Origin of the sequence: Endozoicomonas elysicola (assembly GCF_000710775.1) — a bacterium.
Lineage (GTDB): Bacteria > Pseudomonadota > Gammaproteobacteria > Pseudomonadales > Endozoicomonadaceae > Endozoicomonas > Endozoicomonas elysicola.
Genome location: NZ_JOJP01000001.1, coordinates 2,494,188 through 2,509,295, shown reverse-complemented (window position 1 = coordinate 2,509,295; position 15,108 = coordinate 2,494,188). Strand labels below are relative to the sequence as shown.

General features: G+C 42.5%; 10 protein-coding genes. 5 read left to right on the top strand and 5 right to left on the bottom strand.

Annotated elements, in window-relative coordinates:
* The first annotated feature begins 150 nt into the window (after positions 1-150).
* Together GV64_RS10725 and GV64_RS10720 are read left to right on the top strand one after the other, a co-directional pair.
* Positions 151-534 carry a hypothetical protein gene (locus GV64_RS10725; RefSeq protein WP_020582822.1) on the top strand — a complete coding sequence of 128 codons (384 nt, stop codon included), beginning with the start codon at positions 151-153 and terminating at the stop codon, positions 532-534.
* A gap of 415 nt (positions 535-949) precedes the next feature.
* Positions 950-2,284 carry a leucine-rich repeat domain-containing protein gene (locus GV64_RS10720; RefSeq protein WP_034844205.1) on the top strand — a complete coding sequence of 445 codons (1,335 nt, stop codon included), beginning with the start codon at positions 950-952 and terminating at the stop codon, positions 2,282-2,284.
* 401 nt (positions 2,285-2,685) lie between these two features.
* Here GV64_RS10720 and GV64_RS10715 read toward each other — a convergent pair whose 3' ends face one another.
* Complete coding sequence (locus tag GV64_RS10715; protein ID WP_152554017.1) at positions 2,686-2,940, bottom strand: hypothetical protein; 255 nt, start codon at positions 2,938-2,940, stop codon at positions 2,686-2,688.
* 358 nt (positions 2,941-3,298) lie between these two features.
* On the opposite strand from GV64_RS10715, the gene GV64_RS10710 reads away from it, so the two are divergent.
* Complete coding sequence (locus GV64_RS10710; RefSeq protein WP_236632939.1) at positions 3,299-5,209, top strand: hypothetical protein; 1,911 nt, start codon at positions 3,299-3,301, stop codon at positions 5,207-5,209.
* A 287-nt stretch (positions 5,210-5,496) separates the two neighbouring features.
* Here GV64_RS10710 and GV64_RS10705 read toward each other — a convergent pair whose 3' ends face one another.
* The 4 genes from GV64_RS10705 to GV64_RS10685 form a co-directional block, all read right to left on the bottom strand.
* Positions 5,497-7,233 (bottom strand): hypothetical protein, encoded by a 1,737-nt coding sequence (locus GV64_RS10705; protein WP_020582817.1) that lies wholly within the window; start codon positions 7,231-7,233, stop codon positions 5,497-5,499.
* A 79-nt stretch (positions 7,234-7,312) separates the two neighbouring features.
* The gene (locus GV64_RS10700) at positions 7,313-8,911 is read right to left on the bottom strand and encodes a protein kinase domain-containing protein (RefSeq protein ID WP_081622135.1); all 1,599 of its coding nucleotides are present in this window, start codon (positions 8,909-8,911) and stop codon (positions 7,313-7,315) included.
* A 546-nt stretch (positions 8,912-9,457) separates the two neighbouring features.
* Positions 9,458-10,090 carry a hypothetical protein gene (locus GV64_RS10695; protein WP_152554016.1) on the bottom strand — a complete coding sequence of 211 codons (633 nt, stop codon included), beginning with the start codon at positions 10,088-10,090 and terminating at the stop codon, positions 9,458-9,460.
* Between the two features lie 520 nt (positions 10,091-10,610).
* Positions 10,611-12,767: a patatin-like phospholipase domain-containing protein gene (locus GV64_RS10685; protein ID WP_020582813.1), complete on the bottom strand. Its 2,157-nt coding sequence runs from the start codon at positions 12,765-12,767 to the stop codon at positions 10,611-10,613.
* A 215-nt stretch (positions 12,768-12,982) separates the two neighbouring features.
* Here GV64_RS10685 and GV64_RS10680 point away from each other — a divergent pair, with 215 nt between their 5' ends.
* Both GV64_RS10680 and GV64_RS10670 read left to right on the top strand, forming a co-directional pair.
* Entirely contained in the window at positions 12,983-13,417 is a 435-nt protein-coding gene (locus tag GV64_RS10680) for a thermonuclease family protein (protein WP_026258290.1), read from the top strand.
* A 363-nt stretch (positions 13,418-13,780) separates the two neighbouring features.
* On the top strand, positions 13,781-15,091 hold the full coding sequence (locus tag GV64_RS10670; protein WP_020582811.1) for a hypothetical protein: 1,311 nt from the start codon (positions 13,781-13,783) through the stop codon (positions 15,089-15,091).
* Positions 15,092-15,108 lie beyond the last annotated feature (17 nt).

Genomic DNA, 15,108 nt, shown 5'->3' with positions numbered 1-15,108 from the left:
ACCCTCTCCCGGGTAGAGACAAGGTCGAGCCGTTCATTTTGAATTTATGCAAGACCCAACCCCTTCCCCCAGACTGTCTGGAACCATTTCATTTAATGCTATTCAAATGAATAGAACCTCGCTATTTACAGTTCTTAAAGGAATCGGTTAATGCATGCCGTTAAATCAGCGATTTATGATAACTTTGTGGTAAGTGGGTACAGCGATTCCGAAATAAAGAAAGAGCCCACAAAATGCAAACATCAAGCCGCGCTGGAATGCGGCCTGTTTTGCATGGTAACCGCAGCAGCAACCACCTGTTTTCTCGGGTACAGTACTTCAGCCATCGCCTGTTCAGCGGGAGTGGGGTGCATTACTGGTGCTGAACTGGGCAATCGGTCCATTGCCCACAAATATGATGTGATTACCAGCCAGCCGAAAAGAGGCGAGATCGCGATGCTTCATTATAAAGTGGCCAAACTGGAACAATCAGTCGCGGCTCTAAAACACCACATCAATCAACAAGGTGCACCACCGCCTTACGAGCCATGGTGAACGATAGCGTTCCGGGGAAGACCTGACCGTTATCAGGCCTGAGCCGAATAATACAAAGCTTGTGTAAACCTTCAAGAGTGGCTCGGCTTTTACATCCAGACTAAAAGAAACATCAATATCCACCCGCAGATTGTCATTACCCAACGAGTAGGCGATGTCACTGTCATTCGATAATTTTCTCAGCCCTGCTTCAAGCTGTGATTTAAAAATATGAACATAAGTTATGGAACATTCCTATAAACTCACCGTCTAAATCATCCACAGAGTCAGTTTTATCTAAAAACAGCTGATTGCCTGCTGAATTGTTTATCTTTTCTCTAATTTACCGTTTATTAGTAAACGCATATTTGGTTCTATCGAAAGAATATCGCCTGATTAGAGAGTAAAAATACGATGATAAATTGAGAAATGAATTATGTATCCTACATCCTCTGCTCCAATTCCTTTTCAATTTCAACAGGATCTGTACTCAATCACACCGACTATTGATATTTATGATTGTATCATTCCTTATGAAAACCGGTTGCGAGCTTGGGTAGATACGGCTCCTGATGATAAGGAGAGGAAGAGCAGGGAAATGCTGATGAAGTCTATTCTTGCTTTCAGAAAAAATGAAAGAGCCGACGCTGTTTTTAATGGGCAGGCTTATGGAACAACATCAATGAACCTGGAGGGTCAAGATTTAACGAATTTACCGCCTCTGGATGATTTAAAACATCCGGTGAAAATGATTTATCTTGGTGAAAATAAACTCAGAGCCATTCCAGCCAGGGCTTTCCATGGGATAACTGGCCTTAACCTCCTGGATCTCAGTGGTAATAATATTCAGCTGGTCATGCCTGATGCTTTTCATGGTCTGGAAGAAGCTCGGGAAATTCGATTATGTGGCAACTGCCTCAACGATCTAGATGACGAAAGCCTGCGTGGGCTTAACGTTGACTGCAACGTTTATTTAGGATGGAACAAGTTTAGTGAATCTGCGGCCCTAGGCATACAGGCCCGTACCCGGATGCCCGGATATCAAGGCCCAAAACTGATGGATGTTCACCCCTGCGAAGAATGCGATGAATGGCGTGACAGCACTACGCTGGCTCAATTACAGAAGCCTGAGATGACAGAGCAGGCAGAAAGCGACATGGGCTTTCTGGATTCATTACGTTCTGACCCATCGCTTCCGCGATTACTTCAGGGAGCGGCACATGACCAGTTTGCGTCGTTAATGCCTGACAAAGCACCGAAGATGAGCCTGCAGCGGGATAACATCCCCACTGTTTATAAAAACCTGATCAACCTCTGTATTCTGAACACTCGTTACGGCCCCGCTGAACAACATGGCCATCTGCAATCATTGGAACAGGCTAAGGATGCCATAAAAAATATCATTACCGTTCGTACTATGGAGGATCCCGACAGTAACGAAGATATTGAGAGCAGGCTGAAAGCATTCAGCCCGTCGGCACCAATTCGAATACTGGGTGGTTATCCTCCCGGCGTTGATCAAACTGGGCAACACGCCGGCCATACCGTGGTTTACAGTATTGTCTGTGATTCTCACGATTCAGTCTGGCTGATTGTCGATAACACCGGTGCCGGCTGCTATGGTGACTTCTCCAGAATGACGTTTACTGTCCCTTGGGAGAAGTATCGTGTAGCTCCTGCAGATTCAGCCATCAGTAAAGCAAGGGCGCTGTACAATCATCTGAAAGCGATCAGATTGGGTAATCACCCATTTCCATTTGATGGTAGATAGCTTTTCTATTCGTTACTGCGGAATACACTGACTCCCTGCTATAAACCTGGAAGAGAGAAACACCGTATTGCTCCCCCGGTTATAGCTGAGCGTTTATTTCTCCAGGGCTGTCTTCAAAAAACGGGGACTTGTGTAACGAAAGCGGTCGCCACAACCGCGAGAGCCCATTTTGATGACCGTACATTTGATTATTTTCAGAGCTTTGTGTTTAAGCTTACCTCAACAGAAGACATCGATGAATGTATTGATAAGATACAGGAAAGGATTAAAAGCAATAAAGGCTGCTATAAAATCGTTGTGCCAGCATGATTGAACAAAAAATTTATTCTTGAGTATGAGATACAATTTCTGGTTATGCTTGGAGCAGATCTTCAATTGTCGCCAGCACCGGCAATGATAAACTATTCATCACCGGGTGGCAGAGTACTGGCTTGATGAAGGTTTAATTCATTGGCGGCGGCTGTCGTCAGGCTACGGGACAAGCCTGTACGGGCATCGACCAGTGAGCCTTCTTTTAAAACGATACCAGAACCTGTCAGCCATTGACTTACATCCGTAAAATTGCCCGATCCAGATTGTGACTCTCCAGCAGGCATTGAAAATTCATAATGGTTGTATGATCTGAAATCGCGTTGTCCTGAGATAATCCGAAACATATTAAAATGGTTCACCTTGCCGCGGTTAACACCAATGAATACAAGCTGGAAACCTGCAAGTTTTTTAAAACTTGTTGGATTTATGATCTTTGCAAAGAACGATTTATGAGATAGCCGCCAGAACCTTATTTACCGTTTCTACCATTTTTAGAATTTAAAAACTGTGAGCAATTTTTGACATTTAATCATCAGAAACTAAGCCAATAAATACATTGAGGACACAGGCACCAATTATTATTAATTGACTATTTCTAAAAATGAACTTTCATATCTAATAGCATTTTTTAATAGATTAAAATTATTCTAGACTCCGTTCATTTATTATTCTATTCACAGTTTATACGGAAGGTAAGAGATAATGCCAGATTCAGCCCATAACGATATGGCACAGCATCATTGCCATTGTCCCTGCCATCATCGCCATCATCGCCATCATCATCATCATCAACATGCTGGTAACTTTCGTGGTGTACAGGTAACGCCATATCACAGTGTTGAGAATGTTACTTTTCTAAAAGCGGTATGTATGGCCGACCCTTTATATGGGTTAACAACATTTGCTGCTTCTCACATGGCAAATTACGCCAAGTATGTCCAGGTAATAATTAACCCTGTCAAAATGATCTCTGGTGAAATGGCCAATTTTCAGCGCACAAGGGCCTTGGCTAACTCGATTTATGATGGCATGGCTCAATATTTTCCTATGTTAGAAACCATTAACCTTGAACATTGCAGTGCTGGCAGAATAATAAATAGAGTGACTGCAGGGACTCAAGCTTTGTATGGCAGAACACTCGGTGTATTACCCTCATTTTTTTACGGCTATCTATCCAGTGCTGATAATATATTGAGCATTCTACAGTGTCTTTCTGACAGGCAGGTTGATATTAATGCGGTAAGACCTGCTCTGGTCCCAATCCTAAGAAGAAATGCAGAGACCTTTGCAAAAAAAAATCAGAAAATGATTATGAATGCTTGTCAAAAAACGGTGAACGATGAGGTTAAGATCATTAAAAAAATGCTTGAAAATGCTAAGGGGATTATTCCGAAAGAACTTCTTATAAAAGCACTGAACCATAAATATAAATTAGATATTATTGACCCCGGGTGTAGAACCGGCGCGGTCTGTATGAGGCTGATAGAAGCTATTTCTGAAGAGATAACCGTTGCTCAGATTGATTACTTCGTTGATCTTATTGAATATGAACAAGGAAACTCATCTTTACCAGTAAAACGTACCAGGATGATTAGAAAAGATCTTGCAAACCTGAGAAAGGTGATCGATGAAGGTTTAATGAGAATGCTGCGAGACCAAGGTTTTTCTGATAAGGAAATATTTCTATCATTGATTATGCACCTTACCAGAAACTTTGCAAACACGCCGTTTCACTCTATGCATATACAGTCAGTTCTTTCTGCATGTAAGACGATGTTAGCTGAAAAACTTCAGACTGAATTTAGAAAACAGATATATTTTTTATATCCTTCCCTGCCGCCAAAAAGAAAAGTAAGAGATAATATGCTTGAGTATAAAAGCACTGACAGCACACAACATGATCAAAATATTGATGAAAAAGTCAGTGACTCAGATGAAACCTTAGAACCGACACCAGATGCTGAGGATAGCAAATTACCTGCCCCACCCCTATTGAATGATTTCAGGTCAAAGGTAGACCTAAAAGGTACTGAGCCTTCTTCATTAACCTATAAAGAAATTATTGAGCTCCTTGATCAGGGAGAAGATGACCTTTCAGAAAGTACTGCGACATCAGTGAAAAGAGAAAAAGTCAAAACACGTGGAAAACCTCACCCTTGTAGCAGCTCGCCTAAGCAGAAAGATGAGCGTATTGGCAACCGAAACGTAGTTACCGAAGAAGATGCTTCTGGATGGATGGCCAATCTTTTGGAGTGCGGTTTTCAGTATAGATCGGAGCAGTATCACAATTTAATTCGATGCTTTGAGGGATTAAAATCAATGAGTGATAATAGTGTAGAAATAAATAGAAAAAAATTGAAAATTACATTCACTGAAGATGCTCTTCCTATCTATCATTTTTCTCATGGGAGAAAAGGAAGCCCTGAGTGTGTGACTTTGATTTTCACTCTGGCTGATGATCAGTTTGAATTAATTGCAGTTGCAAAGCATTCAGGATTAAGTGGTGGTGCACTGGCTTATGAGTCGATTTGGAGAAATCCTGAGTACGATATGAGATCCACCCTGTCAGTCAATGATGATTATAGTGTAAACAGGAGAATCACAGGTTACTAGCAGCCAGAGACAGTGTGTGCAAGTTCAGGTCTGCATGTGCATTTTACCTTAAAGGTCGGGAGCCGGAACGTTCACTTTGGATTAATGCAAGATTCAAGAGCGCATCAAGTTTTATGAAAACCGAAGTCATATAACCAAGCACTTAAGTAGTTAACCAAATGAAATCATATTTTCTGAGCAAATAACTGGCCCCTCTCGGCAACTGCTCCATCGCTGTGCCTTGCATAGAAACTGTTCACTTACCCAGAAATATTCAATTCCATGTATCCAACTACTTACATAGTCAATTAAGCCCATAGTTTTTCTAAAAAATTCTGTTCAATTGAATCACGAAAACCGCATAAAACCTTCGAACGATAATTAAATGGAATATAGTCATCATCATTTGATGAGTGCCCTATGTGTGTTCTGTACTCCAGTACAACAAAAGGTTTTCCATCAATTATTCTGACTGGTTTGACAAAATAAAAAAATCTATTCCTGTCACGGATTATTCGTTCCAAAACAGTTGCAGAGGTACTGGGGAGCGTATTTTTACTGCCATCAGAGAGTTCTATATAAGCATTTGCTGTTTCTGCAAGATGGACCTGCCGACGGCCTTCCTGCTTTCGAAGTTTGATACACTCAACAATGTCAGAACTGTGTGCGCAAACAAAGTCACAAAAAAAATAAAATAACTCTTCACTTTTGAATGCAGAATCAGGATGTATTTTACTGGCATGTGACATTATTGTATTGCTGAGAAATGTTGCATCACGTCGTGGTTTTGATAGCCATTGATAAAAAACATCAATATCCTGATCACTTAATATTTCAAATATTTCCTGATGAAAGCTTACTCTGACAGATAGAGCAATATACCGTATAGGATTAATCAACCGCCCTTTGAATATCGCCTCTTGCTTTGTTACAATCTGATTTTGAACGGATAGAATTCTTGTCATCCAATGTATGAGAAAAGGCAATAATGATGTTTGCCTATCATCAGGATCAATGAGTTTCGACAGGGATTTAGCAATATTCGTAGCATAACCCCATCTTTGATTCCTGCATGCCAGCATTGGATATTTTACATCGGCATGCTCACCATCAGGAAGCCAGCCTTCTGGGAAGAGTCCATGGAATCTCCTTATATTATCCCAGTTAAATGAAAAGTTACTCTGCCTGTACCAGTGCGCTTCTCCACGGTCAGGTCGCTGGGGTACTCTCAAAGAGACCAGCCTTCTGGTTATTCCTGTCGCTCCAGCGGCAGGAACGCCATACTTTGTGTGCGATTCTCTCAATGACTCAGAAGGATCAGCAAAAGTCATCAACAAATCCGCCATCAGGGGGTGTTCAATCATGAGCAAATGCTGGTTAAACTTTCCCGCAAACTGCCTCAGGGAGATATCATGGCCGCCTTCTGGTGATGACAGTATCTCTTTTGCAATAGACAGTAAGTCTTCCGTTTGATAATCACAGTGCTCTTCCAGAGTGAGTGGGGCTGTTACCAGTTCAACAACAGTTTCGTTATCAGAGCCAATTTCAACGGTTAACGAAAGTAATGGATACTGATTTTTACTCCCCCTTGTTTTTACAAGAACGTCTCCTTTACAGAGATGATCAGCGCCAATTATTTTAATTATTGACTCTTCCTCAATCCCAACTAGATGATGTGGATTATTACAAAGAGATTCATTATTGACCGTTCTAGAAAGATTCTGAACAGGCCGAGAGCACGCCAGATCATAATCAAGCGTCTCTGTCACACCCGGATATTCTGGCAGTTGGGCTTGAGCTTGATATTGACTTTGGACAGTGTTACTCACACCAATATCTTGATCAAAAGAAGGGAATGGTTCAATAGATGACTCTGAAAGCGATAAATTTTTAAACTCAACGACATTAACGATATCTATTTTTCTTCCAAAGGTTCTGATATCTACTGGTGTAGTGACAGAGGATGTTGAAGTATTTGGAAATATCAGACTTTCCACACTATTGGTATTTATTAAACTCCCTGGATCACCAACCACATTTGGCATATTCACACCTGCCTGTTGAAATAATAACAGCAATGGCTGAAAGGCTGGATCAGGTCATTCATTTCGAACGTTGCAAGACTCAAGACCTGACCCGCTTTTTTTTAAAAATTTTTCCTGAAGGGAGTATAGGCAGACTGGAATACCACCGAATATTACCTTCATTAAGATTACCGCCTGTGCTGTGAGGAGGCTGGTTTATGTTTACAAAATCAGCTGATTTAACACACCAATAGATGGGGTTATTCACGCCATTTCTGATATCCCGCCAGGTAGGTTCAGGTTCAAGAAAGTCTTCTTCAAACGTAAAATGATTAGTCGATGTACCCATCTCCCCCGTTTTCGGTGCGGGCACTTCTATTACAGGAGTGAGAGGAAACCGCTGGCCGTCATCCAATTGAGAGTTAACCATTGACGGAACACTTTCTGTATCGGATACCTCACCAGCCATAGGCACGTATTGTAAATGCTCATTAACTACGGGAATGTGTGGTGGCAGCTCCCGAATGAATGGCCTGGTCACCTTTGGGGTATTCCCTGTTTGCTGAGCAATAAAGGAATAATTCAAAGCATATGTAGCCGTTATTCTTTTATTTGGGTCAATTTGCATCATACCTTGAAAAAGGCATTTGAAATCACTGCCCAAATAAGCCTCTATTTTATTTGCAGCCCAATGAATACGCCATTTAATATAATCGAATATTTCATACTGATTCGCCGCAATCTGTCGAATATTTTCGACAGTTATAGTCAGCAGCCTCTCACCGGTAACCAATTCCGCCAATGTACACCCTGCTGACCACATATCCACTTTCTCAGCTTCTCCATTAGAAACTATTTCTGGAGGCATATAGGAAACAGGTATGCTCAGCCCTTCAATAACAGCTTCACCCCGCTTTCTTGCCAAACCCAAATCACACACTTTCAACAGGTAATCTTTGAGCAGCAGGTTATCTGGCTTGATATCACCATGGACAATGCTTTTTCTTTCAAAATAAGCCAGAACTGTCATCAACTGTGGCATGATCGTTCGGATGACGTCAGGAGGTAATGGGCCAGAAGATTCATCTAACCTGACTTTCAGGTTTTTACCCCCATTCTCCATCACAATATATCGCTGTCCCTTACGAGTGATAGTACCGACCATATTCGCTACGTTGGGGTGACGGTCTTTTTTAAGTTTTTCCAGCATCTTTATTTCATTTTGAGCAGCAAGATCATCCCGTACAGGTTTTGCAACGTGGTTGGAATTACTAAATACTTCCCGTATTTCGAGAACACCTCCTAACTCTTTTGTGTAGTGACCATTTCCTACAACGGCAGAATTTATCGAGAACTCTCGCGCTAATGGAGTGTTTGGAGACGCTTCAGCCTCTGCACCTTGAGATTGCAGAGAGAGGTTAGAACTCAGACTTTCCTGAGATGCCAGAGGTAAAGATGATTGCCTTGTCAGGTGTATAGATGGTTGCCTTGAAGGTATTGAGAGCCTGCTTTCAAAAGAAAAATATACAGGGTTAACACTAACGGTCACGTTAGCCAGCAACCGTTCAACATTATCAAGCTGATGAATACGCGCTCTTCGACCAAAGCAACCAGCCACAGCATAAGACATTCCATGACCGAGCCTTGAGAAGAATTCTCTACCTCCTACGCTGGAATGACTTGAAGTTCCAATATCCATACCACTTTAATCCCTTAGTTATTAGCCGTTCCCATCATTGAATAAGCAGTCTATATACTGCAAAAACAAACACTTAAGACTTATTAAACAGGTATCTATGCGCGTTTTTGCAAAACTTGGATGCCATATCGAGGAAATAGTTCACTCATGATTCATGAAAGTGTTCACTTATCTCAGAGTCACTACTAGCTTTTTATCAATACGAGAGAGCCGGTAAAATAGAAGCAGATTTGGAGGATAGGGCCACAGAAGGAAGGAGTCAGGCCTTTACTGTTAGGAGTTGATGAGAGCTTACCTTTTAGATAGTACAAAGCGTTGCCGGTCAGTACCACCCAGTCCCCCGACCAGCCATGTTCATTTGGATAACTGCCAGATGGTAAGTTTTGTAGGCTGGTTTCTCCATACTAATTAGCCCTTAGGGCGAATTAGAAGATAGAGACAAGGGGCATTGGGGCTGGTCTTGGTCTTACAAGACACTCCCCGGTTTTCCAGTTAAGTGACAAAAGCTGACTAAAAAGCCCCTGCATAATCCCAGTAATATTCATTTTATTCCTCAGAACTTTCTCCTGAATCAGGCTCCTCTGTTCTGTAAATAAGCATTCCTTCCAAGCCCACTTTTTCACTATGGACATTGGTATGATGACTCCCTTCTATTGCCTCTACCGGGCCAGGAATACTCTGGGGTGTTACTTTTGGTGTTGCATGAACTTCAAAGCCAAAATTATTGCCATTTATTGCTCTTGGCAAAGTCGTAGCCACTCTTACGGTGAATCCTCGGGCACAGTCCTCTCCCTCTTGTTTACAATTAGCTTTAAGGCCTTCATAGCGTGCGACAACTGAGCTGGATAGCTCCTGAATCAAGCAATGACGAACTGATAAGTCTTCTTCCTGATCATAAACCCCAGGAGGGATTTCATTCTCTGGGACTAACGAAAGGTTGAAACTAATATAAGGTAAAGGATTAATTTCTGATATTAATCGGCAAAGTATATTCCTGAATAGTTCATTTTTATAAAAACCATCACATGATTTTGATGTTTCTTTCATTCTTTCAATAAAATTCTCTGCAAGTTCTTTTACAGCTCGGTTGTCGAACTCAGCTTCAGGCAAGTTTGAACCATCGTTTCCATAATTTCGGGCATCAACGCAGGGTGAATCCGACAATGTCATTCTATACATATTCAGCCCCGTTCGATTCATAATTTCAGGTATTAATACTCATTCAACACAAACCTTGTGTCAGAACAACCCCAAGATAGCGCAAAGTGTTTGATCAACGGAAAATTTACAGATTATTTCAATGAGAGTACAACGACTGAAAACAAGGATGGGGATAAATCAACGGACCTGGCAGAAGGAGAAGAGTCTTGCCCTGTCGGCTTAGCAGCTAACAGTGGAGATACGGGATAATGCACAAGTGATTGAACTTCGGGACATACGGCGGGGAAAGTATTTTCGAATGATTACTGATGTCTATGTGGCTGGAGTGAGTATGACCTACAGGCAGGGACAGCCACTCCTTTTGCGGAAGAGAGCCTTCAGGGATGATGTGCGCTTTGATTTTATTATCTTAGTGCAGGGAGCTCTTTTGAAGTACTCCTCTTTTGATAAAGCAACAGCCTGTCTTTTTAAAAAAGGCCGAGGCCAGGCCTTTCATTTTGAATTAATGCGTAATGAAAGATCTGCCCCCGCTTTTTCCTCATTCAGTAAATAGCTTTTCACCAAAAGCCTTTCTGGCTGCATTTCGATCGTCAAGTTGCCAATCATCATGCGTTATATCGCTACTGTTCCAGTTGCGATTGAACACCGTTTCCTTTTCTTTAGCGTATTTGATCTTATGCTCTTGCTGTGCCTTAAACAGCGCCTGAAAATACGACGAATCCTTTTCCGCTTTTTGACGCGCCTGCATGGTGATAGAAGTATAAAACTCAGCCAAATCCCGGTAAGCGCCATAAAGAGTCGAGCTTGAATCAATGGTCATAGCCACCGTCCCGTTTTGAGGAAACCGCGGAAACCTGTACTTATTTTCAGCGCCAAAATTATGGATTAAGAACCCACTGGTTTCGCAGGGCAAAAAGAATGCCTCCCGATTGTCACACGCCTTAACCAGCCCACTACGACGATCCACCTGTTCATTATGATAGTAAGCAAAGTCCATGGCCGGTTTAATCAGCCAGATCCGCTGGCTCTTGTCGTCTTTCAGGCAGCTCTCCGCATTATCACTGCCAGAAACACAACCCGTAAGAAAAGGGTATGGCCAGGCATGAATGGGGTAGCGGTACTCAATCTTCTGTTCACCTTTGGACCAACCTTGACTCCACTTTATTTCCTCACCATTCTCTTCCATTGACCGTTTTGCCACGGAGGCACAGGCTTTAGGCCAGCCATCCAGACCTGACATGTGCAGATACAGGCCATGTCGCACCTCAAGTTCATTTCTCAGCAGGCACAGGTCCCCCATTCGTCCATCGACATCCTGGGCATGATCGGAAATCACCACATCTTTAAAACCGTCAACAATTAATCGATAAGCGCCCAGGTTGTCCGATGAGCCACCATCCAGTAAGCGAACATAAGCAGGCTCTTTAAAAATCCAGTAATCGGCGTAATAGAATGGGAAAGGCAGCATGGACCGAATCGTGCGACGTGTGTCCGAGGCAGCGCTGTGTGGAATATCAATCCCCCAACTCAGATTCAGCAGGTGTTGCCCTGCTCCAGCGACAGACCTCCATGGCTGACCAACGACGGTCTGGTTGGCATCAAAAAACGCGGCCGATGCCGTTGCTGCAGACAGCAAATCGACATTATTTTCCTCTAAATCAATATCCCCGTACTGTGACGATCCCTGTTTAAACGGGGTCATGCTGAAGGTATAGCGTTCCATATCCGTCTGATTACGACTCAGCCAGCCATAGATACTGCGACTGGGCGCTGAAGTGGCGTTTAACATCCAGACCGGTGGAGCAGCCTCATCCTCATACAACGTGGCCAGATCGGAAAACTGTTGTCGCTTATCTGGATCAAGCATGACAGAAGAGGGACTGTGTTCCATTGCCCCCTCAATCAGAGCGCAATTACTGTAGGAAGAGTCGCAGAACCGGCCTTTATGGTTTTGGGTTAATACCTCTGTCTTAGTAGGGTGCATGGCATAAGCAACCCCCATGCCTTCCTGATAAGCCTGCATGGATGGGCTCAGGTTTACCGGCCAGTCAAACAGCGTATTCGCCGTGAGGCTCAATGGCAGTGAAAAACCAGTCCCGACCAATAAGGCCGAAATATTGGGGATACTGGAGTTATCCTTTTTCGAGGTGGTGAATGTACACCCTTTCTCGATAATATCCTGGCTACACCGAACGTACTGCTGATCCAGGTACTGCCTGTCCAGAGAAAGCTTGATGTCTTTTTCGTCTGCCCACGCTGGTTCACAAAAGCGACGGTCGAGATTCTCCAAGATCGCGTTATTAAAAGGAGAATGAGGTGACCCATACCTGGAATAAGTCAACGGAATGCAATCCTGAAAATAGCGCTTTGTGTGCTCCGGGCTTAACACGCCCTGTTGTTTATCAGCGATAAGCCTTGAGTATAAAAACAGCCCAGCATAGCTACCACCAGAAACCGTCGAGATCGCATCGACATCCCACATATGGTTTTCTTTGGCTAATGCAGACAACACCCCCATGGAGAATGATGCTGCTTTTGTCCCTCCCCCGGCCAGAGCAACACCGATCCCTTTACGCTCATTCCCCCTACTTTCAGCCCAATAACTCTCAGGCTGAGTGCTGATATCAGCAAAAGCGCTCACTGATGAGAAAACAGTGATCATCAGCACCATGAAAATCTTTTTATAATCGTCCATAAACTGCCTTTTATTGTTATACGGCTCTATACACAAACTGCCTACTCAGGAATCCGGCCATACATTTTATCATCATGCAGGATTCAAGAGCTGCCTCCGGTTTTCAAAAAACCTGCCCGTCAGGTTTTAAAAATCTCACGTCAAACTCACCCAACTATCTGCAAGCAAAGCTATTCTATATAACAGCCAAATCGTACAAAAAGGCTGCATCTACGATGTATCGTCAAGCCCTGCTTTCATTTCTCATCCTCAGTAGCACGGTTTATTCAGCAGATAAAAAAAGCTACGGGACCATCATCGTCAAAGAAGTGACCTCGGTTTATGACGCTGATACCTTCAAAGTAAATATCGATGGATGGCCAGCCATTATCGGCGAGCGGATACCCGTTCGAGCTTACGGCTTTGATGCACCTGAGATTAAGGGCAAGTGCCAGAAGGAGAAGGGCCTTGCCCTAGTCGCCAAACAGCTGACAGTGGAGGCCCTGAACAATGCACAGGTGATTGAACTTCGGGATATACGGCGGGGAAAGTATTTTCGAATTATTGCGGATGTTTATGTGGATGGCGTGAGTTTGACCGACATGCACCTACAGGCCGGGACAGCCAGGCCTTATGCCGGTGAGAGTCGTCAGGGATGGTGTGAACCTTGATTTTATAATTGTGGTGTATAAGTTCTTTTGAAGTATTTCTCTTTTGATAAGTCAGCAGTCTCTAGCTTTATAAAAGAGACTGAGAGCAAGTATTTCATTTTGAACTGATGCTCAATGAAAGGCCTGATTCCTGTTCTCACCTCCGTTGCATCTTGCACATTAGCTGTCCACTCAGTCAGAAATAGTTGATTCCACCTGCCCAACTACTTAAAACCCCGTTTTTTTCAGAACATCATACAAAGAAAATTGTCAGACTGAGTTGGAGCCAAAAATAAACCTGTAAATCCTCACAAGTATTACCAGAAACCATTAAAAACCACGTGTTTCTATCCATAAACAATTAAACTAACGGACGTATAAAAATTGATTACAAAATCACTGCCAAATATCTATGTACCCAGCCCCAGCCTGCCGGAGAGAACCTGTCATTCTTCATTTGAGCCTCTTACTCCCAAAAATTCTGACCAGCAGACAGAACTCACTGAGTTAACCGAAAGAAGCATAAGCCAGTTATCGATGTGCTCAAGTGACCTTTACATGATGGCCATTCATAACCTATCAGAGGATAGCGATGAATCTTTAAGTAGTGAGGCACGATACGACTCAGAAACAAACCTTATTAAAAGAAACCAACAATTATTACGATTAAATGAGGAAATGCAACGTGAGGTTGATACTTTAAAAAGACAGCTTTTCCTTTCAGGGTTTTACTGCAATGATACTGTTAATTCCGCAGCCGTAAGGCTAAACCTTCTAGCTCATGGGGCAGTTATCCAGAATCATTTACATAGACACTATCATAATATGAGTGTCCCTTTTCAAGAAATGAGAATGACAACGTCACACACAATTCCTTACGATCTCACATTCGTTCAAAAAGGTGAGACATGTAAATTGGCGGCATTCGCGACTGTATATGATTATTTTTCGCAGCATGGCTTCTGCACCTATATGCCAACTTACAAAAAGCAGTTATTTTTTCAAACAAATGGTGAAAAAGTCTGGATAACAAACAAATCAACATCACTTAGAGAACATGCCAAAAAATCGGGTAGTGTGCAGGGGGAAATTGCTTCACCTGAAGTACTGGAAACGCTAGCAGGAAGAGTTAATTTTTCCAGTGAAAAATTATCAGCAAAAAGTCTAAATGAATATTTAAATTACATTGTCGACAATATAAACAATGGTTTTCCAGTTGTTATTTTTGCACAAGTGAATAAAACACTAAGCCCTGATAGTTCATTTACAAAACAATGGTCAGAACATGCTGCGGTGGCGATTGGTTATGACTTAATTGCCAACTGCATCATAGTCGTAAATCATGGAAGAATTGAAGAATTCGACATCAATAAATTATGGAAAGCAGCATCATCCGTTAATAAAATTCGAAGGGTAGAAATATTTGTTAAATCTGACCCTCAAAGTAATGTAACCTTTGAATGCCAAGAACCAGAAGACAAAACTATTTACCCATGGAAATGGAAAGACATACACCGCACTTACGATGAAACTGCATTCAGGTTACGTGTCGAATCCACCCTTTATCTAAACATTCGCGATGTGGAAAATATTCCGCCATCAGCATATCTTAGAAAATCAATCACACCTACATCGCCTCATGCAAATTTTCATAAAACACTCATGGTATTTAAACCGTACGAACTGCAACAATAAGGCTGGCGACAGGTTTT

Bases quoted from the DNA above. Each gene is read 5' to 3' on its own strand.
- GV64_RS10725 (WP_020582822.1), top strand. From the start codon at position 151: ATGCATGCCGTTAAATCAGCGATTTATGATAACTTTGTGGTAAGTGGG.
- GV64_RS10720 (WP_034844205.1), top strand. From the start codon at position 950: ATGTATCCTACATCCTCTGCTCCAATTCCTTTTCAATTTCAACAGGAT.
- GV64_RS10715 (WP_152554017.1), bottom strand. From the start codon at position 2,940: ATGTTTCGGATTATCTCAGGACAACGCGATTTCAGATCATACAACCAT.
- GV64_RS10710 (WP_236632939.1), top strand. From the start codon at position 3,299: ATGCCAGATTCAGCCCATAACGATATGGCACAGCATCATTGCCATTGT.
- GV64_RS10705 (WP_020582817.1), bottom strand. From the start codon at position 7,233: ATGCCAAATGTGGTTGGTGATCCAGGGAGTTTAATAAATACCAATAGT.
- GV64_RS10700 (WP_081622135.1), bottom strand. From the start codon at position 8,911: ATGGATATTGGAACTTCAAGTCATTCCAGCGTAGGAGGTAGAGAATTC.
- GV64_RS10695 (WP_152554016.1), bottom strand. From the start codon at position 10,090: ATGTATAGAATGACATTGTCGGATTCACCCTGCGTTGATGCCCGAAAT.
- GV64_RS10685 (WP_020582813.1), bottom strand. From the start codon at position 12,767: ATGGACGATTATAAAAAGATTTTCATGGTGCTGATGATCACTGTTTTC.
- GV64_RS10680 (WP_026258290.1), top strand. From the start codon at position 12,983: ATGTATCGTCAAGCCCTGCTTTCATTTCTCATCCTCAGTAGCACGGTT.